At 71.6% G+C, this 23,665-nt stretch carries 24 protein-coding genes; 14 read left to right on the top strand and 10 right to left on the bottom strand.

Annotated features, from left to right (window positions below; translation table 11 throughout):
* The first annotated feature begins 27 nt into the window (after nt 1-27).
* From ABD286_RS17960 to ABD286_RS17950, 3 genes are all read left to right on the top strand, one after another.
* The gene (locus ABD286_RS17960) at nt 28-864 is read left to right on the top strand and encodes an aldo/keto reductase (protein WP_344196028.1); all 837 of its coding nucleotides are present in this window, start codon (nt 28-30) and stop codon (nt 862-864) included.
* Between the two features lie 242 nt (nt 865-1,106).
* On the top strand, nt 1,107-1,892 hold the full coding sequence (locus tag ABD286_RS17955; protein WP_425565422.1) for a tryptophan 2,3-dioxygenase: 786 nt from the start codon (nt 1,107-1,109) through the stop codon (nt 1,890-1,892).
* A 14-nt stretch (nt 1,893-1,906) separates the two neighbouring features.
* Nucleotides 1,907-2,914, top strand: a complete 1,008-nt coding sequence (locus ABD286_RS17950; protein ID WP_344196024.1) for a PfkB family carbohydrate kinase — start codon at nt 1,907-1,909, stop codon at nt 2,912-2,914.
* On the opposite strand, the gene ABD286_RS17945 is transcribed toward ABD286_RS17950, so the two are convergent.
* A complete protein-coding gene (locus tag ABD286_RS17945; RefSeq protein WP_344196022.1) occupies nt 2,893-3,921 on the bottom strand; it encodes an NAD-dependent epimerase/dehydratase family protein in 1,029 nt (342 codons plus the stop codon). The two genes, ABD286_RS17950 and ABD286_RS17945, sit on opposite strands and share 22 nt — an antisense overlap.
* Nucleotides 3,922-4,117: 196 nt before the next feature.
* Nucleotides 4,118-4,519, bottom strand: coding sequence for a MerR family transcriptional regulator (locus ABD286_RS17940; RefSeq protein ID WP_344196020.1), 402 nt, complete (start codon nt 4,517-4,519; stop codon nt 4,118-4,120).
* A gap of 102 nt (nt 4,520-4,621) precedes the next feature.
* On the opposite strand from ABD286_RS17940, the gene ABD286_RS17935 reads away from it, so the two are divergent.
* A complete protein-coding gene (locus ABD286_RS17935; protein ID WP_344196018.1) occupies nt 4,622-5,803 on the top strand; it encodes an acyl-CoA dehydrogenase family protein in 1,182 nt (393 codons plus the stop codon).
* 62 nt (nt 5,804-5,865) lie between these two features.
* Entirely contained in the window at nt 5,866-7,458 is a 1,593-nt protein-coding gene (locus ABD286_RS17930; RefSeq protein WP_344196016.1) for an acyl-CoA carboxylase subunit beta, read from the top strand.
* Nucleotides 7,459-7,575: 117 nt separating this feature from the next.
* Here the strand turns inward: ABD286_RS17930 and ABD286_RS17925 are convergent, their stop codons facing one another.
* From ABD286_RS17925 to ABD286_RS17905, 5 genes are all read right to left on the bottom strand, one after another.
* Nucleotides 7,576-7,893: a winged helix-turn-helix domain-containing protein gene (locus ABD286_RS17925; RefSeq protein ID WP_344196014.1), complete on the bottom strand. Its 318-nt coding sequence runs from the start codon at nt 7,891-7,893 to the stop codon at nt 7,576-7,578.
* Nucleotides 7,890-8,351, bottom strand: a complete 462-nt coding sequence (locus ABD286_RS17920) for a hypothetical protein (protein ID WP_344196012.1) — start codon at nt 8,349-8,351, stop codon at nt 7,890-7,892. Before ABD286_RS17920 ends, ABD286_RS17925 begins: the two co-directional genes overlap by 4 nt.
* Before the next feature lie 75 nt (nt 8,352-8,426).
* The gene (locus tag ABD286_RS17915) at nt 8,427-9,089 is read right to left on the bottom strand and encodes a Maf family protein (protein ID WP_344196010.1); all 663 of its coding nucleotides are present in this window, start codon (nt 9,087-9,089) and stop codon (nt 8,427-8,429) included.
* Nucleotides 9,090-9,136: 47 nt separating this feature from the next.
* Nucleotides 9,137-11,122 (bottom strand): Na+/H+ antiporter, encoded by a 1,986-nt coding sequence (locus ABD286_RS17910; protein WP_344196008.1) that lies wholly within the window; start codon nt 11,120-11,122, stop codon nt 9,137-9,139.
* Nucleotides 11,055-12,752 carry a DUF885 domain-containing protein gene (locus ABD286_RS17905; protein ID WP_344196006.1) on the bottom strand — a complete coding sequence of 566 codons (1,698 nt, stop codon included), beginning with the start codon at nt 12,750-12,752 and terminating at the stop codon, nt 11,055-11,057. Before ABD286_RS17905 ends, ABD286_RS17910 begins: the two co-directional genes overlap by 68 nt.
* A gap of 73 nt (nt 12,753-12,825) precedes the next feature.
* Here ABD286_RS17905 and ABD286_RS17900 point away from each other — a divergent pair, with 73 nt between their 5' ends.
* Complete coding sequence (locus ABD286_RS17900) at nt 12,826-13,491, top strand: MOSC domain-containing protein (RefSeq protein ID WP_344196004.1); 666 nt, start codon at nt 12,826-12,828, stop codon at nt 13,489-13,491.
* Nucleotides 13,492-13,640: 149 nt separating this feature from the next.
* On the opposite strand, the gene ABD286_RS17895 is transcribed toward ABD286_RS17900, so the two are convergent.
* Together ABD286_RS17895 and ABD286_RS17890 are read right to left on the bottom strand one after the other, a co-directional pair.
* Nucleotides 13,641-13,871, bottom strand: coding sequence for an acyl-CoA carboxylase subunit epsilon (locus tag ABD286_RS17895; RefSeq protein WP_344196002.1), 231 nt, complete (start codon nt 13,869-13,871; stop codon nt 13,641-13,643).
* Nucleotides 13,872-13,909: 38 nt separating this feature from the next.
* Nucleotides 13,910-15,562 (bottom strand): acyl-CoA carboxylase subunit beta, encoded by a 1,653-nt coding sequence (locus ABD286_RS17890; RefSeq protein ID WP_344196000.1) that lies wholly within the window; start codon nt 15,560-15,562, stop codon nt 13,910-13,912.
* 24 nt (nt 15,563-15,586) lie between these two features.
* Between ABD286_RS17890 and ABD286_RS17885 the strand changes: the two genes are divergently transcribed.
* The 5 genes from ABD286_RS17885 to ABD286_RS17865 are packed head-to-tail and all read left to right on the top strand — an operon-like array spanning nt 15,587 to nt 20,034.
* On the top strand, nt 15,587-16,372 hold the full coding sequence (locus ABD286_RS17885) for a biotin--[acetyl-CoA-carboxylase] ligase (protein WP_344195998.1): 786 nt from the start codon (nt 15,587-15,589) through the stop codon (nt 16,370-16,372).
* A 10-nt stretch (nt 16,373-16,382) separates the two neighbouring features.
* Entirely contained in the window at nt 16,383-17,507 is a 1,125-nt protein-coding gene (locus ABD286_RS17880) for an adenylate/guanylate cyclase domain-containing protein (RefSeq protein ID WP_344195996.1), read from the top strand.
* Entirely contained in the window at nt 17,504-18,295 is a 792-nt protein-coding gene (locus ABD286_RS17875; RefSeq protein ID WP_344195994.1) for an enoyl-CoA hydratase/isomerase family protein, read from the top strand. The genes ABD286_RS17880 and ABD286_RS17875 overlap by 4 nt, the downstream gene beginning before the upstream one ends.
* Before the next feature lie 29 nt (nt 18,296-18,324).
* Nucleotides 18,325-19,002 carry a response regulator transcription factor gene (locus ABD286_RS17870; protein ID WP_056917463.1) on the top strand — a complete coding sequence of 226 codons (678 nt, stop codon included), beginning with the start codon at nt 18,325-18,327 and terminating at the stop codon, nt 19,000-19,002.
* A 9-nt stretch (nt 19,003-19,011) separates the two neighbouring features.
* A complete protein-coding gene (locus ABD286_RS17865; protein ID WP_344195991.1) occupies nt 19,012-20,034 on the top strand; it encodes a sensor histidine kinase in 1,023 nt (340 codons plus the stop codon).
* Between the two features lie 38 nt (nt 20,035-20,072).
* Here the strand turns inward: ABD286_RS17865 and ABD286_RS17860 are convergent, their stop codons facing one another.
* On the bottom strand, nt 20,073-20,573 hold the full coding sequence (locus tag ABD286_RS17860) for a GtrA family protein (RefSeq protein WP_344195989.1): 501 nt from the start codon (nt 20,571-20,573) through the stop codon (nt 20,073-20,075).
* An 86-nt stretch (nt 20,574-20,659) separates the two neighbouring features.
* On the opposite strand from ABD286_RS17860, the gene ABD286_RS17855 reads away from it, so the two are divergent.
* The 3 genes from ABD286_RS17855 (at nt 20,660) to ABD286_RS17845 (ending at nt 23,645) form a co-directional block, all read left to right on the top strand.
* Nucleotides 20,660-21,856, top strand: a complete 1,197-nt coding sequence (locus ABD286_RS17855) for a 5-(carboxyamino)imidazole ribonucleotide synthase (RefSeq protein ID WP_344195987.1) — start codon at nt 20,660-20,662, stop codon at nt 21,854-21,856.
* On the top strand, nt 21,853-22,386 hold the full coding sequence (gene purE, locus ABD286_RS17850) for a 5-(carboxyamino)imidazole ribonucleotide mutase (protein ID WP_344195985.1): 534 nt from the start codon (nt 21,853-21,855) through the stop codon (nt 22,384-22,386). Before ABD286_RS17855 ends, purE begins: the two co-directional genes overlap by 4 nt.
* Nucleotides 22,387-22,502: 116 nt before the next feature.
* Complete coding sequence (locus tag ABD286_RS17845) at nt 22,503-23,645, top strand: cell wall-binding repeat-containing protein (RefSeq protein WP_344195983.1); 1,143 nt, start codon at nt 22,503-22,505, stop codon at nt 23,643-23,645.
* The last annotated feature ends 20 nt before the right edge of the window (nt 23,646-23,665 follow it).

The following is a 23,665-nucleotide window of genomic DNA, read 5'->3' as shown; positions in this document are numbered from 1 at the left end:
TCGGCGACACCTGCCTAGAGTCGATCCATGACTTCTGTCCCGAACCTCCAGCTCTCCACCGGCGCCGACACCATCACCATCCCGCAGCTCGGGTTCGGTGTCTGGCAGGTCCCGGACGCCGACGTCGACGCGGCCATCGCCTCGGCCCTCGAGGTCGGCTACCGCAGCATCGACACCGCTGCGATCTACGGCAACGAGGACGGGGTGGGCCGGGCCCTCGCGGCGACCGACCTGGCACGTGACGAGCTCTTCGTGACCACCAAGGTCTGGAACGACGACCAGGGTCGCGACGCGACCCTCGCGGCCTTCGACACCTCGATGAAGCGCCTTGGCCTGGACGTCCTCGACCTCTACCTCATCCACTGGCCGACGCCCGAGAAGGACAACTACGTCGACACCTGGAAGGCGCTGCTCGAGCTGCGTTCCTCAGGCCGGGTCAAGGCCGTCGGCGTCTGCAACTTCAACATCGAGCACCTCCAGCGCCTGCTCGACGAGACCGGCGAGCTGCCGGCCATCAACCAGGTCGAGCTGCACCCGCACTTCCAGCAGCAGGCGCTGCGCGAGTTCCACGAGGCGAACGGTGTCCTCACCGAGGCCTACAGCCCGCTCGCCTCCGGTGGTGCCGTCCTCTCCGACGAGGCCATCGCCGAGATCGCCGCGAAGCACGGGGTGTCCCCGGCGCAGGCGATCCTGCGCTGGCACACCCAGATCGGCAACGTCGTCATCCCCAAGTCGGTGACCCCGAGCCGCATCGCCGAGAACTTCGACATCTTCGGCTTCGAGCTCGACGGCGAGGACCTGTCGGCCTTCGCGCGCCTCGACCGCGGCGAGCGCGTGGGCGCCGACCCGCTCGAGTTCAACTAACGCTCCCCGTTCCTTCCTGACCACCCCGTATGGCGCGGGGGCACCTCGCGAGGTGCCCCCGCGCCATACGTGTCCGTGGCCCTAGGGTGAGCGGCATGAGCACGGACGAGCAGGCCGCTGGGCCGATGGATGGGCCGGGGACGAACGCCGGGGTCGCCGCCGAGGCGGCCGCGCACGCCGCCGACGACGCCAGGGCGATCCGCCCGATCGAGGAGGGCGTGCAGCGCGACTTCTCGCAGTCGATGTCCTACGGCGCGTACCTCGGGCTCGACCAGCTGCTGGCGGCCCAGCACCCGCGCAGCGAGCCGCCGCAGCACGACGAGCTGCTGTTCATCATCCAGCACCAGACCTCCGAGCTCTGGCTCAAGCTCATGCTGCACGAGCTGCGTTCGGCCCGTGCGCTGCTCGCGACCGACGAGCTCGCCCCGGCCCTCAAGCGGTTGGCCCGGGTCAAGCACATCCAGCACACCCTCACCGGGCAGTGGTCGGTGCTCGCGACGCTGACGCCGAGCGAGTACGCCGAGATCCGGCCGTTCCTCGCGACGAGCTCGGGGTTCCAGTCGTGGCAGTACCGCGCGGTGGAGTTCCTGCTGGGCAACAAGAACGCCGACATGGTGACGGTGTTCGAGCACGACCCGGCCGCGCGCTCGCTGCTCGCGGACCTGCTGGTGGAGCCGAGCCTCTACGACGAGTTCCTGCGCTACCTCGACCGGCACGGGTATGCCGTGCCCGCCGACCTGCTCGACCGCGACTTCACCCAGCCGTACCGGCTCGACGAGCGGCTGGTCGACACGTTCGCCGCCGTGTACGCCTCGCCCTCGGAGCACTGGGGCGTCTACGAGACGTGCGAGGAGCTCGTCGACCTCGAGGACAACTTCCAGCAGTGGCGGTTCCGCCACCTCCAGGTCGTCACGCGCACGATCGGGATGAAGCCGGGCACCGGTGGTTCCTCGGGTGTCAGCTTCCTGCGCCGGGCCCTGGACCTGACGTTCTTCCCCGAGCTCTACGCCGTCCGCGCCCGCGTCTGAGCCCGGCTGCTCCCATGCCTGCGCCGACCGCCGCCGTCTCCTCGCAGCCCCGCGTCATCCACAGCGCCCAGGCGCTCGTCGACGAGGTGGTCGAGGTCGCCTCCCTGCCCGAACGCGGTGGCAACGCCGTGGCCACCTCCTACAGCCGGTATGCAGGCGGGGCCGTCAACATCCTCGTCGCCGCAGCGCGGTCCGGGGCGACCGCGGTGCTCGCCGGGTCGGTGGGGACGGGCGCGAACGGCGACCTCGTCCGGGCGGCCCTGGCCGCAGACGGGGTGGGGCTGAGCAGCCCGCTGGTGGCCGACCTCGACACCGGCATCTGCGTCGTCATGGTCGAGCCGTCGGCCGAGCGGACGTTCGTCACGACCCAGGGGGCGGAGCGCCACATCTCCGCGGCGAGCCTGCAGACCTCGGAGCCGGTGGCCGGCGACCTGGTGTGCGTGAGCGGGTTCTCGCTCGTGGGCCGGACGCGGGATCCGTTGCTGGAGTGGCTGACCGGGCTCCCTGAGGGCGTCGTGGTGGTGCTCGACCCGGGTGATGCGTTCGGCGGCCTGGACGCCTCCGTTCAGGAGACGGTGCTGGCGCGCACGACCGTCTGGACGAGCAACGCCGACGAGGCGCTGACCCTGACGGGGGTGTCGGTCGGCGAGGACTCGGCTGCCGCGGTCGCGCGCCGCCTGCCCGAAGGCGCCGTGGCCATCGTCCGGGACGGGTCGAAGGGGTGCCACGTCCACGAGGCCGGCCACACGGCATACCTCCCCGGTCACCCGCAGGAGGCGGTCGACACCAACGGCGCGGGCGACACCCACACCGGGGTGCTCCTCGCCGAACGCGCCCGCGGCGCGTCCTGGACCGAAGCGGCCCGGCGGGGCAACGCGGCAGGCGCCATCAAGGTGACCCGACGCGGGCCGGCGACGTCGCCGACCGCCGCCGAGATCGACGCCTTCCTCGCAGACCTCGCCGGCCCAGCAGGCGTCGGCGGCCCCGGTCGGACCGCGGGTCAGACGGCTCGCGGACGGTAGGTGTCGAGGAGGCGGTCATAGAGGGCGTCGAGATCGCGGTCGATCTCCTGACGGCTGGGGTCGGCGAGGTGCCACTCGACCATCTCCGCGGCGCCGCGGCGGAACGGGATCTGCGCCTTCCAACCCGCGGCGATCGTGCGGATCTTGGTGTTGTCGAAGACCATCGAGTTCGACTTGTCGCCGACGAGGGAGGCGCCGAGCTCGGCGTCGTTCGCGGCGATCGCGTCGGAGGCGATGTGCACGATCCGCGCCTCGACCCCGGCTGCCGCAGCGACCTCCTGGTGGATCTGGTCCCAGGTCAGGGCCTCGTCGGAGGTGATGTGGAACGCCTCGCCGATCGCCTGCGGCCGGTCGAGCAGCCGCACGAACGCGCGGGCGAAGTCCTCGTGGTGGGTGAGCGTCCACCACGACGTGCCATCGCCGGGGACGACGACCTCCTTGCCGTCGAGCATGCGCTGCACCACGGTCCAGCCCCCGCTGAACGGCAGGAGCGTGTGGTCGTAGGTGTGCGACGGGCGGACGATCGTCACCGGCAGGCCGGCGTCGCGGTAGGCGGCGACGAGCAGGTCCTCGCAGGCGATCTTGTCGCGGGAGTACTGCCAGAACGGGTTCCGCAGCGGAGTCGACTCAGTGACCGGGCCGTGGGTGGGTGGGGTCTGGTAGGCCGAGGCGGAGCTGATGAAGACGTACTGGCCGAACCGGCCCTCGAGCAGGTCGAGGTTGGCGCTGAGCTGGTCGGTGGTGAACGTCAGGAAGTCGACGACCACGTCGAAGCTGCGTCCAGCGAGTGCTGCAGCGGTGGCCTCACGGTCGCGGATGTCAGCGGTCAGGACCTCGGCGCCCGGTGCCGGCTCGTGGGTGCTGCTCGACCCGCGGTTGAGCAGGGTCACCTCGAACCCGTCGCCGACGGCCGCCCGCGCGCAGGCGGTGCTGATGACCCCGGTCCCGCCGATGAACAGGACGGTGCGGGAGGTGGGAGACGTGGGGGAGGTGCGCGAAGGAGCCATGCCCCAACCCTAGGTCGCCTCGCCCGCCGCGGCCCCTGCTGCCGCCTCGGCGCCGGCTCCTTGCCTCATGCCAGTCGGCAACAAGCCGGGCCCAGGTGCGGCTGCGCGTCGTGCTCAGCGGCGACTCGGCGGTCGGTTGGTGTGTCGCCGGCTGGTTCGAGCGGCTCCGGGCGGTGCCCGTCCAGGGCGGCCGGGGTCAGGAGAGGTGGTCGAGGTCGGCGCGGCAGCGGCGCTCGAACTCGCCGAGCTCGGCCAGGGCGTCCTCGAGGTCGCGGCGACGCTGCTCGAGGTCTCGGCGGCGCTCGTCGATCTGGGAGAGGACGTACTCGAGCTGGCTGGCCTTGCCGCGGGGCCGGTCGTAGAGGTCGATGATCGTGCGGATCTCCTCGAGCGGGAACCCGAGGCGCTTGCCGCGCAGGATCAGCGCCAGGCGGGTGCGGTCGCGGCGGCGGTAGACGCGGGTCGTGCCACGGCGTTCGGGGGAGATGAGCCCGAGGTCCTCGTAGTGGCGGACGGTGCGGTGCGTGACGTCGAACTCGTCGGCGATCTCGCGGATGGACCACGACTGGTCGACATCGGTCACGTCAGCGGCTGGCATACCCGCGAGTATTGCTTTACGTTTACGTCAACGTCAAGATCTGGCGTCCCCGCCCACCCGCACTGGGCACCCCGCCCCACCCCGATCCCACGAGGAGCGCGCATGTTCGAGCTGTCCAAGGAGCACGAGGACTTCCGCAAGGTCGTCCGTGAATTCGCCGAGGCAGAGGTCGAGCCGCACATCGCGAAGTGGGACAAGGACCACCACTTCCCGTCCGACCTCGTCCCGAAGATGGGCGAGCTGGGCCTGTTCGGGCTCGTCGTGCCGGAGGAGTTCGGCGGCATGGGCGACGACGGCGACTTCACGTCGTTGTGCGTGGCCATCGAGGAGCTCGGTCGCGTCGACCAGTCGATCGGCATCACGCTGTCGGCGGGCGTGGGCCTCGGCATCAACCCGATCCTGACCTACGGCACGCAGGAGCAGAAGGAGCGCTTCCTGCCCGACCTCGTCGCCGGGCGCGCCCTCGCCGGCTTCGGCCTGACCGAGCCGGACGCGGGCTCCGACGCCGGCGCCACCCGCACCAGGGCGGTCCGCGACGGCGACGAGTGGGTCGTCAACGGCTCCAAGGCGTTCATCACCAACTCGGGCACCGACATCACCTCCGTCGTCACCGTCACCGCCCGCACGGGCACCAAGGACGACGGCTCGGCCGAGCTCAGCGCCATCATGATCCCCTCCGGCACACCGGGGTTCACCGTCGAGCCCGGCTACGACAAGCTCGGCTGGCACGCCTCCGACACCCACGGCCTGACGTTCGAGGACTGCCGCGTCCCGGCCGGCAACCTGCTCGGCAACGAGGGGGAGGGCTTCAAGCAGTTCCTCAAGACCCTCGACGACGGCCGCATCGCCATCTCCGCGCTCGCCATCGGCATGAGCCAGCGGATGCTCGAGGAGACGACGGAGTACGCCAAGACGCGCAAGGCGTTCGGCAAGCCGATCGGCGTCAACCAGGGCATCTCCTTCCAGATCGCCGACCTCGCCGTCATGGTCGAGGCCTCCCGTCAGCTCACCTACAAGGCCGCCTGGCTCAAGGACGAGCTCGAGCGCGGACGCCGTTCGGTCAAGGAGGTCAAGCAGGCCGCCGCGATCTGCAAGCTCTACTCGACCGAGGCCGCTGTCACCGCCACGCGCATCGCCACACAGGTCTTCGGTGGCAACGGGTTCATGGAGGAGTACCCGATCGCGCGCTTCTACCGCGACGCCAAGATCCTCGAGATCGGTGAGGGCACCTCCGAGGTGCAGCGCATGGTCATCGCCCGCCACCTCGGCCTCCCGACCGCGTGAGCGCGCCCACCAGCGAACGTCCGGGTGCGGACGCCCGGACCCCAGTGCGAGAGGGTATGCCGATGAGCCCCGTCGACGACGCCAGTCCAGCTTTCGCCGTGGCCGGTGACGCCGGCGCCGACCCCAAGGTGGGGGACGTGCGCCGCCGGCTCGCCGCGGCATACGAGGCCTCGGGCTCGGCGCCCGAGAAGGCGAAGGCCAAGCTCGACGCGCAGGGCAAGCTCTACGTCCGCGACCGCATCGCGCTGCTGTTCGACGAGGGGAGCTTCGTCGAGGACGGGCGCTTCGCGAACGCCACCGCCACCGGCCTGCCCGCTGACGGTGTGGTCACGGGGCGCGGGATGGTCGATGGGCGACCGGCGATCGTCATCGCGAACGACCCCACGGTGAAAGCGGGTTCGTGGGGCGCGCGCACCGTCGAGAAGATCGTCCGCGCGACGGAGATGGCGTTGCGCGAGGAGCTGCCGGTCTTCTGGTTCGTCGACTCCGCGGGCGCCCGCATCACCGACCAGGTCGAGATGTTCCCGGGCCGTCGCGGCGCGGGGAAGATCTTCCACAACCAGGTCGCGCTGTCCGGCAAGGTCCCGCAGATCTGCTGCCTGTTCGGGCCGAGCGCCGCTGGTGGTGCCTACATCCCGTCGTTCACCGACCTCATCATCATGGTCGAGGGCAACGCGTCGATGTACCTCGGCAGCCCGCGCATGGCGGAGATGGTCGTGGGGGAGAAGGTCTCGCTCGAAGACATGGGTGGGGCGCGCATGCACTGCACCGTCTCCGGCGTCGGTGACCTCCTCGTCTCCGACGACGCCGAGGCGATCGAGCTCGCCAAGCTCTACTTCTCCTACGTCCCCTCGAGCTGGCGTGCCGAGAAGCCGAGCTATGCCCCCGAGGAGCCGGCGCGACCGCTGACGCGGCACACGGTGCCCGAGCGCGAGAGCCAGCCGTTCGACATCCACGAGGTGGTCGACGGGCTGCTCGACGACGAGTCGTTCTTCGAGATCAAGCCGCTGTTCGCCCCCGAGCTCGTCATCGGGTTCGGGCGGATGGACGGCGAGACCGTCGGCATCGTCGCGAACAACTCGATGGTCAAGGGCGGCGTGCTGTTCACCGACAGCGCCGACAAGGCCGCGCGGTTCATCTGGTTGTGCGACGCGTTCTCGATCCCGCTGCTCTACCTCGCGGACGTCCCGGGCTTCATGATCGGCTCGGAGGTCGAGCGCGGCGGCATCATCCGCCACGGCGCCAAGATGGTCCACGCGGTGTCGTCGGCGACCGTCCCGCAGTTCTGCATCGTCGTCCGCAAGGCGTACGGCGCCGGCCTCTACGCGATGGGTGGGCCCGGGTTCGCGCCCGACGCCACCATCGCGCTGCCGACCGCCCGCATCGCGGTGATGGGTCCCGAGGCCGCCGTGAACGCGGTGTACGCCAACAAGATCGCTGCCATCGAGGACCCGGCCGAGCGCGAGGCGTTCGTGCAGGAGATGCGTCGCGAGTACGAGGAGGACGTCGACCTCGAGCGGCTCGCCGCCGACCTCGTCCTCGACCAGGTCATCGAGGCGGACGCGTTGCGTGCCGAGCTGCTGCTGCGGCTCAGGTACGCGGCGAACCGCGAGCGCCACTTCGCGACCAAGCGCCGCGACGTCCCCCCGGTCTGACCGAGTCAGAGGTGGGGGCCGGACGAGCCCGATCCTGCGCGAATGGCCCCGACCAGATGTGGTCGAGGGCCATTCGTGCAGGATCGGGTGCCGTTGGCCTTGGTCGGGGCCGCGCAGTCAGGCGCCGGCGATCTCGCGGAGGGCGGCGAGGTGCTGCTCGTATGCCGTGCGGCCGCCTTTCGTCAGCGACAGCCAGGTGCGGGGGCGTTTGCCGACGTACCCCTTGCGCACCTTGACGTAGCCCGCAGCCTCCAGCGCCGAGACGGCCTTCGACAGGACCGAGTCGGACACCTCCACCTCGTCGCGCACCAGGCCGAACTCGGCCTCGTCGACGCCGGCGAGGGTGGCGACGATGCTGAACCGCACAGGAGCGTGGATGAGGTCGTCGAGCCGGTGCCGTGCGTGGGTCGGGCGGGTGGCGCCGTCGGCGCTCACCGAGGGTCACCGCGGTTGATGACGGCGGCGGCGACCAGCATCGGTGCCGCCACGCCGAGCCCGGCCAGGACGAGGAGCCCGGGGTTCTCCGTCGCTGCAAGGCCGTCGAGCTCCTGACCTGCCTCGCGGATGTTGAAGCCGATGATCGCTGCGAAGAACAGGACCATCGTGGCCGTCAGCCCGAGCCAGTTCGTCCGCTTGGCGTGGCGGGGCCACGTGCGGGCGCCGTGGGTCTGCCAGCGGGTGAGGGCCAGCAGGAGCAGGACGTAGAACGCGATGACGACGGTCTCCCAAGAGGTGTCCTCGGTGACGCGCGAGATGGCGAGGTAGCCACCGATGAGCAGGCCGAAGCCTGCGGTGGCCACGGCGTGCACGCGCCGGTCACCGTCCCGGTGCGTCGTGGCCGCCTCCGCGTGGGCGAGCTGCTCGCGGGCCTGCTGGGGCGTGATGTCGTTCATGGAGTCCCTCCCTTGTGTGGAGGCTCCAGCGTACGAAAGTACTTTCCAAAGTGTCAAGTATATGCCAGCAGGGAACTAGTTGCCTCGCGCCGAGCTCGCGCTGCGCAGCGTGCGCCAGGCGATCCCCATCTCCTCGAGCAGCTCGCGCAGCAGGGGCAGGCTGAGCCCGACGACGTTGCTCGGGTCGCCCTCGATGCCGGCGACGTAGGGGGAGCCGAGCCCGTCCAGGGTGAAGGCGCCGGCCACGCGCAGAGGCTCGCCGGTCGCGACGTACGCCTCGATCTCCGCGGTCTCGAGACGCGCGAAGTGCACCGTCGTCGACGCGGTGGCCCCGAGCGTCGCGCCGGTGCCGCCGGCGTCGGAGTCACGGGTGTCGATGATCCAGTGACCGGTGTGCAGCACGCCGGAGCGACCGCTCATCCGCGACCACCGCTCGATCGCGACAGCCGCGTCGGCCGGCTTCCCGTGCACCTCGCCGTCGAGCTCCAGCACCGAGTCGCAGCCCAGGACGAGGGCGTGCTCGAGCTGGGAGGCCACGTCCTCGGCCTTGGCGCGGGCCAGCACCAGGGCCACGTCCTCGGCAGCGAGCTCGCCGTACGTCTCGCGGGCCGCCGCCGTCACGGCGTCCTCGTCGACCGAGCTGACGACGATGCTGGGCTCGACGCCTGCCGCGAGCAACAGCTTCTTCCGAGCGGGGGAGGCGGAGGCGAGCACGAGCGAGGCAGTCGGGTTGGTCATGCCCGGACCCTATCCGTCGCGGCCGAAGGAGCCGGTGCGGCCGGACCTCAGCCCAGCTGGCTGTCCACGAAGCACCAGCGCCAGGACTCGCCCGGCTCGAAGCTCCGCATGACGGGGTGACCCGTCTCGCGGAAGTGTGCGTCGGCGTGCTTCTCGGTCGAGGAGTCGCAGCAGCCGACGTGGCCGCAGTCCAGGCACAGCCGCAGGTGCACCCAGGTCGTGCCGTTACGCAGGCACTCCTCGCAGCCGTGCGGGCTGGTCGGCGCGACGAACCGGTCGTGGGCCTCGGCGAGGTGCTCGCACTCGTTCAGCGCCCGTTCCACGGGAAGCATCGGCTCGTCGCGAAGTGCCGACGTGCGGTCCTCGATCCGGTCGAGCATCGACTCCTCGATGTCGAGCTGGGCCATGACGTGGGCGAGGACCTCCTGGTCGGCCAGGCCCTCGTTGCGGATCTTCAGCAGCTCCGCCCGCTCGGCCTGCAGCATGGTCATCCGCATGCGGCGGTAGGTCTCACTCGGGGTCTCGGCACCCTCGCGTCCCTGTCCGAGGCGCTCCCAGACGATGTTGGTGCGGTTCTCCGCCCGGGCGCGCAGGGTCTCGACGACCTCGGGGTCGGACTGGTCGCAGTTCTCCAGCGCGGTCAGGCCCGCCGAGACCGACGCCTGGAGGATGGTCGCCTCCTGCAGGGCGTCCTCGCGGGGGTCCGGGCCGCGCACCCGCAGCCACCGCGCGAGGAGGGGGAGCGTGGTGCCCTGCACGAGCAGCGTGCCCACGGTGACCACCATGGCGATCCAGACGAGCACGCCCCGGTACGGCGTCTCGGGCGGCAGCGTGAATGCGGCTGCGAGCGTGACGACGCCGCGCATGCCGGCCCAGGAGATGATCGCGCTCTGCGCGTAGGGCCGCGACGTGGGGCTGACGCCCTTGTCGAACCGGCCGAGGAACCAGCGGGTCGGGAAGACGTAGAGCGGGCGCAGCAGGACCACCGTGGCGAGGACGGCCAGGGTCACCACGGTGACGCGTCCCCAGGACAGGCCTGAGTCGGAGATGTCGCCCACGATCCGGCGCATCTGCAGGCCGATCATGAGGAACACGGCGTTCTCGAGCAGGAACTGCACCGACGCCCAGTTGATCCGCTCGCTCAGGCGCGATGCGGCGGTCTGCACGACCGGCGACTTGTGCCCGAGCAGCAGACCGGCGACGACCACCGACAGGACTCCCGAGGAGTGGTAGTGCTCGGCCGGGAGGAACGCCACGAAGGGCACGATGAACGACAACGACGTGTCGATGGCGGGGTCGGTGAAGTTGCGGCGGACCAGCCCGATGACGAGGGCGACGACGACGCCGAACCCGATGCCACCGACCACGGCCCAGACGAAGTCGAGGGCGACCGACCCGAAGGTGACCTCCTTGGCCGCCTCCGCCCCGGCTCCGGTCACGGCGAAGGCCGCGATCGCCGTCCGGAGCGAGACCAGGGCGGTCGCGTCGTTGACGAGCGACTCGCCCTCGAGGATCGTCACCACGCGCCGGGGCAGGCCGATCCGGCGGGCCACCGCCGAGGCAGCGACCGCGTCAGGGGGCCCCACGACGGCACCCAACGCGAACGCCACGGCGAACGGCACCGGGATCAGCCACCAGGTCACCAGGCCCACGCCCGCAGCGGTGAACAGCACCAGTCCGACGGACAGCGCGAGGATCGAGGTGGTGTTGGCGCGGAAGTCCACGAGCGAGGTGCGCACCGCGGCGGCATACAGCAGGGGTGGGAGCAGCCCGTAGAGGACCACGTCCGGGCTGAGCACCGGCTCGGTGATGAAGGGGAGGTAGGAGACGCCGATCCCCGCGACGATCAGCGCCAGCGGGGCGGGGATCCCGAGCCGGCCGGACCCGCCCGCGATGACGATGACCGCAGCGACGATGGCGACGAGGGTCAGNGGTCGACCACCCCCGGTGGTCGGCCGACCGACGTCAGTCGAGCTCGCCGAGGACCGCCTGGCGCAGGGTATCGAGGCCGACGCTGCCGATGTCGAGGGCACGGCGGTGGAAGTCCTTGAGGCTGAAGGCGTCGCCCTCCTTCTCACGGACCTGCTCGCGCAGCTGGAGCCAGAGGCGCTCGCCGATCTTGTAGGACGGGGCCTGGCCCGGCCAGCCGAGGTAGCGGTCGAGCTCGAAACGCAGCCACGCCTCGCCCTGGTTGGCGTGCGCGGTGAGGTAGGCCCAGGCCTTGTCGTAGTCCCACTCGCCACCGCCGACCTCCTCCGGCGCCTCGAACCCACAGTGCACGCCGATGTCGATGACGACGCGGGCCGCGCGCAGCGACTGGCTGTCGAGCAGGCCGAGGCGGTTGCCCGGGTCGTCCATGTGCCCGAGCTCGGCCATGAGCAGCTCCGCGTACAGCGCCCAGCCCTCACCGTGGCCGGAGGTCCAGATGCCGATGCGGCGCCAGCGGTTGAGCAGCTCGGAGCGGAACACCGTCTGGGCGACCTGGAGATGGTGCCCCGGCACGCCCTCGTGGTAGACGGTGGTGAGCTCCTTCCACGTGCCGAACGCCGTCACGCCCCTGGGCACCGACCACCACATCCGACCCGGGCGGGTGAAGTCCTCGCTGGGACCCGTGTAGTAGATGCCGCCGGTCTGGGTGGGGGCGATGAGGCACTCGATGGTGCGCACCGGGTCGGGGATGTCGAAGTGCGTGTCGGCGAGCTCGGCGATCGCCTCGTCGGCCTTCTTCTGCATCCAGGCCTTGAGCTCGTCGGTGCCGTGCAGCTGGTAGGCCGGGTCGGCGTCCAGTGCCGCGATGGCCCCGGCCACGGTGGCACCCGGCTTGATCTGGTCGGCGACAGCCGCCATCTCGGCGGTGATCCGGCGCACCTCCTCCTGGCCCCAGCGGTAGGTCTCCTCGAGGTCGACCTCCGCACCGATGAAGGCGCGCGACATCAGGGCGTACGCCTCCCGTCCGCAGGCGTCCGCCTCCGGGGCGCGGTCGAGCAGCTCGTCGGCCAGCCAGGTGCCGAGCTCGGCGTATGCGGCGCGGGCGCCGCCCACAGCCCCCTCCAGGTGCGTGCGGGTCCCGTCACTGAGGTCCTCGGTGCCGGGGGTCGACCCGTCGAGGAGACCGCCGAAGTAGCCGTCGTCCGCCGTGAGGTCCTTGCACTGCGCGATGCAGGCCTTGACCTGCCGACGCGGGGCGACCTGGCCCCGGTCGGCCGCCGCGGAGAGGCTCTGCTTCCACTGGTCGAGGGCGGTCGGCACCTTCTCGAGGCGGCGGGCGAAGACCCCCCAGTCCTCGTCGGTCTCGGTGGACATGAGGTCGAAGCAGCCCCGGATCTCCTGGAGGGGGGAGGCGATGACGTTGAGCATCATCTCGTCCAGGCCCGCTGCATACGTCTCCTCGGCGAGGCCGATCCGCTCACGCAACGCCGCCACGGTGACCCGGTCGATGTCGTCGACGGGGGTGACGCCCTCGAGGCGCCCGAGGATGTCGCGGCGCAGCTCTGAGGCGGCGGCGTGGCCGGCGGGGGAGAAGTCGTCGAGCTCCTCCTCGTACCCCGCGATGCCGTAGTAGGTGGCGCTGATCGGGCTGAGGGCCGCGGTGCGGGCGAGGTAGTCGTCGGCGATGGCGTCGACCGCGGTCGAGGGACGGGTCGTGGAGGTCTGCGTGCTCACAGCCGCGAACGTACCCCAGCGCCCTGACCGCGTCATCGCCATATCGGGTTGCCGGCCTGCCTAGGCTGCTCGCATGACTGCCCGCCTGCACTCGCTCAACATCGGTGCCTCCGAGCCCAACCCCGCCAAGAAGGTCGGGGTGACGGGCATCGGCAAGAAGCCGGTCGACTCGGCGACGCTGCGCGCTCCGGGGCCCAAGCACGGTGGCCTCGGCAGCGGGGTCGTCGGCGACTTCGTCGCGGACGTCAAGCACCATGGCGGCGACCAGCAGGCGGTCTACGCGTTCGCCCGCGAGGAGCTCGACGCCTGGCAGGAGCGGCTCGGGCGCGACCTCGCCGACGGACTCTTCGGGGAGAACCTCACGACGACCGGACTCGACGTCGACGGTGCGCTGCTCGGCGAGCGCTGGGCGGTCGGCGACGAGGTGGTCCTCGAGGTCTGCGGTCCGCGGGTCCCGTGCGCGACGTTCCAGGCCCGGATGGGGGAGCGCGGCTGGATCAAGCGCTTCACGGAGGTCGGCCGGACCGGCGCCTACCTGGCGGTCGTCACCGGCGGCGAGGTCCGCCGCGGTGACGTGATCGAGGTCGTGTCACGGCCCGACCACGGGATCACCGTGCCGGAGTCGTTCCGGGCGTTCATGGGTGACCTCGACGCCGCCCGCCGGGTCCTCGACGCCGGCGCGCTCACCGGCCCGGACGCCGACGAGCTCCGGGAGATGGTCGAGCGCCGCACGAGCTGACCACTCAAGCCCCCGCAAAACGGTGGTTGCTCGACAACACGGGCGACATGGGGTCCGTCTTGTCGAGCAACCACCGTTGTGCTGGGTGGGTCGGCTGGGAGGTGACGTATGCGGCGGAGCCGGCTCCGCGGCATACGGGCGGGTCGGGCTCAGCGCCAGGCGGAGGCGCGCCAGGCACCCGGACCCGGGGTGAGGGGACGACGGACCAGGCGCTCTCGGGAGGTCCACGCCGACGTGGGCCGGGGCGCCGGGGTGTCGTCGTCGCCACCGGACGCCGCCGACAGCACCGCGAACAGCGCCGCGATCTCCTCGGGGCTGGCCTCACCGCGGACCAGCCGCAGCGGCGGGCTCGTGGTAGTCGACTTGTCGTCGACCGTCACAGAGTGGGCCCCCTTCGAGCTCGGAGCCTGCGACGAGGTCATAGGGGAATGTTCCCGTGCTTCTTGGGCGGCAACGTCTCGCGCTTGGTGCGCAGGGCGCGCAGGGCCCGGGTGACGTTCATGCGGGTGTTGCTCGGCGTGATGACCGTGTCGACGTACCCGCGCTCGGCCGCGATGTAGGGGTTCGCGAGGGTGTCCTCGTACTCCTCGATGAACCGCTGGCGGGCCTCCTCGACGTTCTCGCCGTCGGCCTCGGCGGCCGCGAGCTGCTTGCGGTAGAGGATGTTGACCGCGCCCTGGGCACCCATCACGGCGATCTGCGCCGTCGGCCAGGCGAGGTTGATGTCGGCACCGAGGTGCTTGGAGCCCATCACGTCGTAGGCGCCGCCGTAGGCCTTGCGGGTGATGACGGTGACGAGCGGGACGGTGGCCTCGGCGTACGCGTAGATGAGCTTGGCACCGCGACGGATGATGCCGTCCCACTCCTGGTCGGTGCCGGGCAGGAAGCCGGGGACGTCGACGAAGGTCAGGACCGGCACGTTGAACGCGTCGCAGGTCCGCACGAAGCGCGCGGCCTTCTCCGAGGCGTCGATGTCGAGGGTGCCGGCGAACTGCATCGGCTGGTTGGCCACGACACCGACCGAGCGACCCTCGATGCGCCCGAACCCGCAGATGATGTTCGGCGCGAACAACGGGTGCACCTCGAGGAACTCGCCGTCGTCGACGACCGTGCCGATGACCGTGTGCATGTCGTACGGCTGGTTGGGGCTGTCGGGGATGAGGGTGTCGAGGACGCGGTCCTCGTCGGTGACCTCGAGCGAGGGGAGGTCGGCGTCGTCGGCGAACGACGGCGGCTCCTCGAGGTTGTTGCTCGGCAGGTAGGACAGCAGCGCCTTGACGTACTCGATCGCGTCGGCCTCGTCGTCACCCATATAGTGCGCGACACCGGACTTGGTGTTGTGGGCGCGGGCGCCGCCGAGGTCCTCGAAGGAGACGACCTCGCCGGTGACGGTCTTGATGACGTCGGGACCGGTGATGAACATGTGCGAGGTCTGGTCGACCATCACGGTGAAGTCGGTGACGGCGGGGGAGTAGACGGCACCGCCCGCGCACGGGCCCATGACGAGCGAGATCTGCGGGATGACGCCGCTGGCGTGGACGTTGCGGCGGAAGATCTCGCCGTAGAGGCCGAGCGAGACCACGCCCTCCTGGATGCGGGCGCCGCCGGAGTCGTTGAGGCCGACGACGGGGCAGCCGACCTTCATGGCGAAGTCCATGACCTTGCAGATCTTCTCGCCGAAGACCTCGCCGAGGGAGCCGCCGAAGACGGTGAAGTCCTGGGCGAAGACGGCCACGGTCCGGCCGTCCACTGTGCCGTACCCGGTCACGACGCCGTCGCCGTACGGCCGGTTCTGCTCCTGGCCGAAGGCGGTGCTGCGGTGTCGGGCGTACTTGTCCATCTCGACGAACGATCCCTCGTCGAGCAGCATCTCGAGGCGCTCGCGGGCGGTCTTCTTGCCGCGGGCGTGCTGCTTCTCGACGGCCCGCTCGGAGCCGGCGTTCGCGACCTCGGCCACGCGGCGCTTCAGGTCGGCGAGCTTGCCCTCGGTGGAGTGCAGGTCGATGCCGGAGTCGGAGCTGGGGACGTCGGTGCCGCCGGTGGCTACCGCATCGGTGGTGGTCTGGGCCATGCCGGGGAGCCTAGCCTTGCCCCCATGCGCGAACCTCTTGAGCGTGAGGCATTGCACGAGGCGTTGGTCACGTCCGGCTCACCGTGGCTGGACGTCGACGTCCACCCCGAGCTGGGCTCCACCAACGCCGAGGCCGCCCGCCTCGCCCGGCCCTTCCACGTGGTCATCACCGACCACCAGAAGGCGGGACGGGGACGCCTCGGCCGCACCTGGGAGACCCCGCCGCACACCAGCGTGACCCTGTCGGTGCTGCTGCCCGCCCCCGACACCGGTCGGGGCTGGATGCCCTTGGCCGCGGGGCTCGCGGTGCGGGACGCCCTGCGCGACGTCGCCGGGGTGGAGGCAGGACTCAAGTGGCCCAACGACGTGCTCCTGCCCGCGGACGACGAGCGCAAGGTCTGCGGCATCCTCTGCGAGCTCCAGCCCGGTGGGATCGTCGTGGGCCTGGGGATCAACGTCGACCAGGACCGTGACGAGCTCCCCGTGGACACCGCGACCTCGCTGCGACTGGCCGGCGCACCCGACGTCGACCGCACCGAGCTCGTCGTCGCCGTCCTGGGCCGCCTGGCCCGGTGGCACCTGAGCCTCACCGGAGGGGCGAACGCCCGGGCGGTGCTCCACTCCGCCTACCGGTCCGCGTGCCTGACCATCGGACGCGACGTCGAGCTGCACATCGCGGGCGGCGACGTACGGCGCGCCCGCGCCACCCGCGTGGACGAGGAGGGGCGGCTGGTGGTCACCTCCGGTGGCGCCGAGTACTCCGTGGCCGCCGGTGACGTCGTGCACGTGCGGCCCGCGCGCACGCCCTAGGGTTGGCCGGGTGAGCGATGTCGGACGGCACCGGGTGGTGCGCCCCGAGGACGTCGCCGGCCTGAGCGCGGACAACCTGGCGGCACGGCTGCTCGGCAAGCCGGCCACCATGGCCCGCCGCGACGTCAGCCGTGGTGCCGAGGTCTCGCTGCTCTCGGCCCGCAAGTTCTGGCACGCCCTGGGCTTTCCCATCGTCGAGGACGACGACGCCATGTTCACCGAGGCCGACCAGATGGCCCTGATGGCCGTGGCCCGGCTGGTGCGCGAGGAGGAGCTCGACGAATCCACCGCGCTCGCGATGACCCGGGCGTTCGCCCGCACCACTGACCGGCTCGCCGTGTGGCAGACCCAGCTCATGGCGGAGGCGCTCGCCGACCCGGCCCTCGAGGCAGCGCTCGACGAGGCCGACGCCCGGGGCGCCCCCGACCTCGCCGCCGCGAACGCCGCGGCCCTCAAGCTCGCCGACATGGCCGACTCCCTGGAGCCGCTGCTCATCTACGCCTGGCGCCGCCACCTCACCGCCGCCATCTCGCGCATGCTCGCCGACGCCGACCCCCAGCAGTCGGCGCAGGGCGTACGGCGCGTGGTCGGGTTCGCGGACCTGGTCAACTTCACCTCCCTCGTGCGCCGGATGACCGAGCGCCAGCTCGCGGTGATGGTGCAGCGGTTCGAGGCGCTCGCCACCGACATCGTCACCGCCCACGGCGGCCGGGTCATCAAGACCGTGGGCGACGAGATCCTCTTCGTCACCATCGACGCCGCGCCGGCGGCCGCCGTCGCGCTCGACCTGGTCGAGACGATGGCCGAGGACGACCTGCTCCCCGACGTCCGGGTCGGCATGGCGGTCGGCCCGGTGCTCTCGCGGCTCGGCGACGTCTTCGGCACGACCGTCAACCGGGCCTCCCGCATCACCAGCGTCGCGCCCGGTGGCGGGGTGCTCGTCGACGACGCCCTGGCCTCGGCGCTCGCATCGCTGTCGGGGTTCGAGACCACGGCCCTGCGGACGCGGACGCTGCGCGGCATCGGCCGGGTCACCCCCAGCGAGCTGCGCCGCGCCACCGGCGGCCGCCTGGCGGCCCGAGCAGCCGGCGGCCCGCCCACCCGACCGACCACCACCTCGGAGGAGACCCCATGACCTCAGCACTGGTCCGCGTCGAGCGGCACGGCGACGGCGACCACGTCGCCGAGCTGGTCCTCGACCGTCCCGAGGCGATGAACGCCGTGTCCACCGCCATGGCCCACGCACTCGGTCGTGCCACCCGCGAGCTCGCCGAGGACCCGACGGTGCGTGCCGTCGTGCTCAGCTCCACGCACCCGAAGGCCTTCTGCGTCGGTGCGGACCTCAAGGAGCGCAACTCCTTCACCGACGACGAGCTGCGCGCGCAGCGCCCGCTGGCGCGGGCGGCATACCGGGGGGTGCTCGACCTGCCCGTCCCGGTGGTGGCGGCCGTGGACGGGTACGCCCTGGGAGGGGGGTTCGAGATCGCGCTGTCGTGCGACCTCGTCGTCTGCGGCGAGGAAGCGGTCGTCGGGCTGCCCGAGGTCTCGGTCGGCGTCATCCCCGGAGGCGGCGGCACCCAGCTGCTCACGCGCCGCATCGGGTGGTCGCGCGCGGCCCGGATGATCTTCACGGCCGAGCGGTTCGCGGCCCGTGACGCGCTCGCGTTGGGGGCCGTGGACGAGGTGGTGCCCGCCGGCACCGCCCGCGACCGGGCCCTCGAGCTGGCCTCCACGATCGCCCGCCACTCGCCGGTCGGGGTGCGCAACGCCAAGGCCGCGATGCGGCAGGGGTTCGACACCGACCTGGCCTCCGGTCTCGAGGTCGAGGACGAGCGCTGGGCGGCCACGGCGTTCTCGGGCGACCGTGCTGAAGGTGTGTCCGCTTTCAACGAAAAACGCCGTCCGGAGTGGCCTGGTCGCTGATCGGGTCCGTCGTTCCCTACGATCACCCCATGACCCGTGTGCTGCTGGCCGAGGACGACCCCGCCATCTCCGAACCGCTCGCCCGTGCGCTGCGACGAGAGGGCTACGACGTCGACGTCCGCGCAGACGGACGTGCGGCGCTCGAGGCCTCCGCGGAGAACCCCGACCTCGTCGTCCTCGACCTGGGTCTTCCCTACGTCGACGGGCTCGAGGTCTGCCGTCGCATCCGCGCCGAGGGACGCACCGTCCCCGTCCTCATCCTCACCGCGCGCGCCGACGAGGTCGACACCGTGGTGGGCCTCGACGCCGGTGCCGACGACTACGTCACCAAGCCGTTCCGGCTCGCCGAGCTGCTGGCCCGTGTGCGGGCCCTGCTGCGCCGCAACCCCACCGACGCCCCGTCCGCGAACGAGCTGGTCCGCATCGACCCCGAGGGTCGCCGCGCCTGGTTCCAGGAGGAGGAGCTCCAGCTCACCGCCAAGGAGTTCGACCTCCTGCGCGTCCTCGTCCGCGAGCAGGGCAAGGTCGTCTCCCGCGAGCAGCTCATGCGCGAGATCTGGGAGACGGCGTGGTTCGGGTCGACCAAGACGCTCGACATGCACATCTCCGTCCTGCGCCGGAAGCTCGGTGACGACGCTGCCCAGCCCCGCTACATCGCGACCGTCCGCGGTGTCGGTTTCCGTTTCGAGCGCGGCGACGAGGTCTGAGCGCCTGACATGCGTCAACAGCTGATCCGTTCCACGGTCCTGGCCGTGGGGCTCGCGATCGTCATCACCATGGTGCCGGTGGCGCTCGCCATCTGGCAGGCCACCGTCGCCGGGCGGGGGATCGTCGGGCAGTGGCTCGCCGACGGCACCCCCACGGCCACCTCGCTGCGGCTGGGTGGAGTCGTGGTGGCCCTGGCGGTGCTCGCCCTCGGCGTCGGGGTGTTCGTCGCCATCCAGCAGGCACGTCGGCTGTCGCGGCCGATGACTCAGCTCGCCGACCGGGCCGAGCGCCTCGGTGCCGGTGAGTCCCGCATCCAGCCGCTGCACTCCGGCATCGCCGAGCTCGACCAGGTCTCCCAGGTGCTGTCCCGCAGCGCCCAGACCCTCACGAAGTCGCTGGCCTCGGAGCGCGACTTCGCTGCCGACGCCTCGCACCAGCTGCGCACGCCGCTGACCGCGCTCCTCATGCGTCTCGAGGAGATCGCCGCCACCGACGACCTCGAGGTCGTGCAGGAGGAGGCCAACATCGCCATCGCCCAGGTCGAGCGCCTCACCCGCGTCGTCGACGACCTGATGTCGCGCACCCGTCGCCGGGGCGGCGACGAGCCCAAGGCGACCGTGTCGCTCGACTCGGTCATCGCTGCGCTCCAGCGCGAGTGGCAGCCGGCGTTCGAGCAGGCGCGTCGCAGCGTGCGCGTCCACGGCGAGCGCGGCCTGGTCGTCCAGGCCACCCCCGTGGCGCTCTCGCAGGTGCTGTCCACGCTGCTCGAGAACTCCCTGGCCCACGGTCGCGGCACGGTCGACGTGCACGCCCGTCGGTCGGGTCCGTCCGTCGTCGTCGAGGTCAGCGACCAGGGTGACGGTGTGCCCGCCGCCATCGCGCCGCACATCTTCGAGCGCTCGGTCACGACGAGCGGCACCGGCCTCGGGCTGGCGCTGGCCCGCGACCTCGCCGAGTCCAACGGTGGTCGACTCGAGCTCATCCAGGCCCAGCCGGCGATCTTCGCGCTGTTCCTCAGCGAGTCCGACTGACCGTCCGTCTGGTTTGTCGACGGGGTCGGTTGACGACCTCAGTCGGCCAGCGGTGAGGTGTCCTCGAGCGGCTCGTGGCTGAACACGAACTTGCGGTAGGCGTAGAACCGGAACAACGTCCCGAGCGCGATACCGATCATCTTGGCGAGGTTCTCGGCGACCCAGCCGGTCTCCCCGGCGACGAGCTGGTTGGTGACGCCGACGCAGAACGCCTGGAGCAGCAGGGCCACCCCGTTGGTCAGCGCGAAGAGCAGCGCCTCGTGGTGCACCGGACGGTTGCGCCGGTGGCGGAACGTCCACATCCGGTTGCCGATCCACGCCACCACGGTGGCGACGGCCGCGGAGATGATCGTGGCGACCACCGCGTGCGAGAGCACCCAGTCGCCGGTGCCCTGCAGGACGGTGCGGCGCAGGAGGTTGAACCCACCGAGGTCGATGACGAAGGCGACGGCCCCCACGACCCCGAACTTGATCATCTCGCGGTAGAGGACGTCGATCGTCCCGCGCAGGCGCGTGAGGACGGAGGGGGGCGCAGACACCAGCGGAGCCTATCGAGCGACGTCGTACGGCGCGTGCTCAGCACCACGGGCTCGGCCCTACGGAGGAGACCGATATCGTCGTCGACGTGACCTCACCGCAGCGCGCCCCCGGAGGGTTCCCCGTCGTCGGCATCATCGGTGGCGGCCAGCTCGCCCGGATGTGCGCCGGCCCCGCAGCCGAGCTCTCCCTCACCCTGAGCGTCCTCGCCGAGGCGCCGGACGCCGCTGCGGCGCAGGTGATCCCGTCGGCTCCGGTCGGCGACCACACCGACATCGACGCGGTGCTGGCGTTCGCCGCGGAGTGCGACGTCGTGACGTTCGACCACGAGCACGTGCCGCCGCACGTGCTTGACGCCCTCGTGGCCAAGGGCGTACCGCTGCACCCGAGCCCCGACGCGCTTCACTTCGCCCAGGACAAGCTGGCCATGCGCGAGCGGCTGACCACCATCGGCGTCGCGTGCCCGTCGTGGGAGCGAGCGGTCGACGCCGCGGAGGTCGCCGCCTTCGGTGACCGGATCGGCTGGCCGGTCGTGGCGAAGACGCCGCGAGGCGGCTACGACGGCAAGGGTGTTCGCGTCATCGACTCGGCCGACGACGTCGCCGACTGGCTCGAGCAGGTCGGCCGGCCCGGTGCCCTCGCCGACGGCGTGCTGCTCGAGGAGAAGGTCGACTTCGTCCGCGAGCTCGCCGTCCTCATCGCCCGCAGCCCCAGCAACCAGGCCGCTGCCTGGCCGGTCGTCGAGACCGTGCAGACCGACGGGATCTGCACCGAGGTCCTGGCCCCCGCGCCCGACCTCGACCCCGACCTCGCGGCCGTCGCCACGGCGGCCGGGCTGCGCATCGCTGAGGAGCTCGGGGTGACCGGGGTCTTCGCGGTGGAGATGTTCGAGGTGCGCGACCCCGCGACCGGCGCGGCGGCATACGTCGTCAACGAGCTGGCCATGCGCCCGCACAACAGCGGGCACTGGTCCATGGACGGCGCGGTCACCGGGCAGTTCGAGCAGCACCTGCGGGCGGTGCTGGACCTGCCCCTCGGGGCGCCGACGCCACGCGAGCCGCACACCGTGATGGCGAACGTCCTCGGCGGGGACTACCCGGAGCTCTACCCGGCCTACCGCCACATCATGGCCAGGGACCCCGGTCTCAAGGTGCACCTCTACGGCAAGGCGGTCCGTCCGGGCCGCAAGATCGGTCACGTCACGGTCAGCGGCGGCGACCTCGCCGAGCTGCGCGAGCGGGCCGGGCACGCCGCCGACTACCTCGCAGGAGTGATCACCGAATGAGCGACAGCCCCACCACCGCCCCGCTGGTCGGGCTCGTCATGGGCAGCGACAGCGACTGGCCCGTCATGGAGCTCGCCGCCGGAGCACTGGAGGAGTTCGGCATCCCGTTCGAGGCCGACGTCGTCTCGGCGCACCGCATGCCCGACGAGATGATCGCCTACGGGCAGCAGGCCGCTGACCGCGGGCTGCGCGTCATCATCGCCGGCGCCGGGGGAGCGGCCCACCTCCCCGGCATGCTCGCCGCGGTGACGCCGCTGCCGGTCATCGGCGTGCCGGTGCCGCTCAAGCACCTCGACGGCATGGACTCCCTGCTGTCGATCGTCCAGATGCCGGCCGGGGTCCCGGTCGCCACCGTGTCCATCGGCGGGGCCCGCAACGCCGGCCTGCTCGCCGCCCGGATCCTCGCGGCGGGGGAGGGCGAGCTCGCATCCCGTCTGCGCTCGGCGATGGTGGCCTTCCAGGGCGACCTGCGCGACCAGGCCCACGCCAAGGGCGCCGCCCTCCGGGAGCGGCGCAGCACCACCGGCTGACGGGTCAGCCGTCCGGTCAGAGATTTCCGGGACGGGGGATTTGTCCCGCAACGTGGGGTTACGGTGCGTGCCACCGACCCGGTCACGGGTCTCCTCGACCGAGAAAGTCCTGCCCCATGCGCCCTGCCCGCCTCGCCGTCCCCGCGCTCGTCGCCAGCGCCCTGCTCGCCCTCGGGTCCACCACCGCGACGGCTGCGGCCTCGGACCAGTCCGACGCCAAGAAGGGTGCCCAGACTGGGGCCCAGACCGGGGCCAAGGACGCGCGCACCCTCTCGCTGACGGCCACCTCCCGCGACGACGTCGCGCTGGCCGGCGCGTCGACGGCTGCGGCCGCGGCGGCGCTCACGACGGCACGGTTGTCGGGCGCCGACCGCTACGCGACCTCGGTCGCGATCAGCAAGGCGCACTTCGCGCCGCCGCAGGAGTACGTCATCGTCGCCTCGGGCCAGAACTTCCCCGACGCGCTGGGCGCGGGTCCGTTCGGGGCCCTGGTCCAGGCGCCCCTGCTCCTCGTGCCGCAGACGGGCAAGCTGCCCTCGAGCGTCGCGGCCGAGCTCAAGCGGCTCAAGACCAAGGACGTCATCGTCGTGGGTGGCCCCGGCTCGGTGAGCGACGGCATGGTCCGGCAGATCGAGGCCCAGTCGACCAGCGGCCTCAGCTACCAGTTCGCGGGCGCCAACCGCTATGACACCGCAGCCCAGCTCACCGACGTCTTCGAGGTGCCGCTGACCGACGTCCCCGTCTACCTGTCCAGCGGGACGACCTTCCCCGACGCGCTCGGTGGAGGGGCCGCGGCTGCCCTCGACGGGGGCTTCCTGCTCCTCACCGCCCCCACGAAGCTGCCTGCCGAGACGGCCACGGCCCTGCGCCGGGTCAAGCCGTCCAACGTCGTCGTGCTGGGCGGAACCGGCGCCATCTCGGGCTCGGTCCTGACGGCCGTCCGCAACGTCGTGGGGTCGGGCGTGCCGGTCACGCGGATCGGCGGCACCGACCGGTACGACACCGCGGCCAAGGTCTCGGCGGCCACCCTGACCTCGGCCAACGAGGTGTTCCTCGCCAACGGGCTGCAGTACCCCGACGCCCTGTCCGGCTCGGCCGTGGCCCCCGCCTTCGGCGGACGTCCCGTCCTGCTGACCAGGAAGGACTGCGTCCCGGCCGCCACCCGCGCCGAGATCGCGCGCCTCGGGGCCACGAAGATCACGGCGCTCGGCGGTGCCGCGATGGTGTCCGACGCAGCCCTGAAGCTCAAGGCCTGCTGAACCAACCCCCACCCAGAGAG

Source organism: Pedococcus aerophilus, from assembly GCF_039532215.1.
Taxonomy (GTDB): domain Bacteria; phylum Actinomycetota; class Actinomycetes; order Actinomycetales; family Dermatophilaceae; genus Pedococcus; species Pedococcus aerophilus.
This window is presented reverse-complemented; position numbering and strand designations above follow the sequence as displayed.

Bases quoted from the DNA above. Each gene is read 5' to 3' on its own strand.
- ABD286_RS17960 (WP_344196028.1), top strand. From the start codon at position 28: ATGACTTCTGTCCCGAACCTCCAGCTCTCCACCGGCGCCGACACCATC.
- ABD286_RS17940 (WP_344196020.1), bottom strand. From the start codon at position 4,519: ATGCCAGCCGCTGACGTGACCGATGTCGACCAGTCGTGGTCCATCCGC.
- ABD286_RS17930 (WP_344196016.1), top strand. From the start codon at position 5,866: ATGAGCCCCGTCGACGACGCCAGTCCAGCTTTCGCCGTGGCCGGTGAC.
- ABD286_RS17950 (WP_344196024.1), top strand. From the start codon at position 1,907: ATGCCTGCGCCGACCGCCGCCGTCTCCTCGCAGCCCCGCGTCATCCAC.
- ABD286_RS17885 (WP_344195998.1), top strand. From the start codon at position 15,587: ATGCGCGAACCTCTTGAGCGTGAGGCATTGCACGAGGCGTTGGTCACG.
- ABD286_RS17900 (WP_344196004.1), top strand. From the start codon at position 12,826: ATGACTGCCCGCCTGCACTCGCTCAACATCGGTGCCTCCGAGCCCAAC.
- ABD286_RS17870 (WP_056917463.1), top strand. From the start codon at position 18,325: ATGACCCGTGTGCTGCTGGCCGAGGACGACCCCGCCATCTCCGAACCG.
- ABD286_RS17845 (WP_344195983.1), top strand. From the start codon at position 22,503: ATGCGCCCTGCCCGCCTCGCCGTCCCCGCGCTCGTCGCCAGCGCCCTG.
- ABD286_RS17945 (WP_344196022.1), bottom strand. From the start codon at position 3,921: ATGGCTCCTTCGCGCACCTCCCCCACGTCTCCCACCTCCCGCACCGTC.
- purE (WP_344195985.1), top strand. From the start codon at position 21,853: ATGAGCGACAGCCCCACCACCGCCCCGCTGGTCGGGCTCGTCATGGGC.
- ABD286_RS17935 (WP_344196018.1), top strand. From the start codon at position 4,622: ATGTTCGAGCTGTCCAAGGAGCACGAGGACTTCCGCAAGGTCGTCCGT.
- ABD286_RS17920 (WP_344196012.1), bottom strand. From the start codon at position 8,351: ATGAACGACATCACGCCCCAGCAGGCCCGCGAGCAGCTCGCCCACGCG.
- ABD286_RS17915 (WP_344196010.1), bottom strand. From the start codon at position 9,089: ATGACCAACCCGACTGCCTCGCTCGTGCTCGCCTCCGCCTCCCCCGCT.
- ABD286_RS17955 (WP_425565422.1), top strand. From the start codon at position 1,107: ATGTCCTACGGCGCGTACCTCGGGCTCGACCAGCTGCTGGCGGCCCAG.
- ABD286_RS17865 (WP_344195991.1), top strand. From the start codon at position 19,012: ATGCGTCAACAGCTGATCCGTTCCACGGTCCTGGCCGTGGGGCTCGCG.
- ABD286_RS17875 (WP_344195994.1), top strand. From the start codon at position 17,504: ATGACCTCAGCACTGGTCCGCGTCGAGCGGCACGGCGACGGCGACCAC.
- ABD286_RS17890 (WP_344196000.1), bottom strand. From the start codon at position 15,562: ATGGCCCAGACCACCACCGATGCGGTAGCCACCGGCGGCACCGACGTC.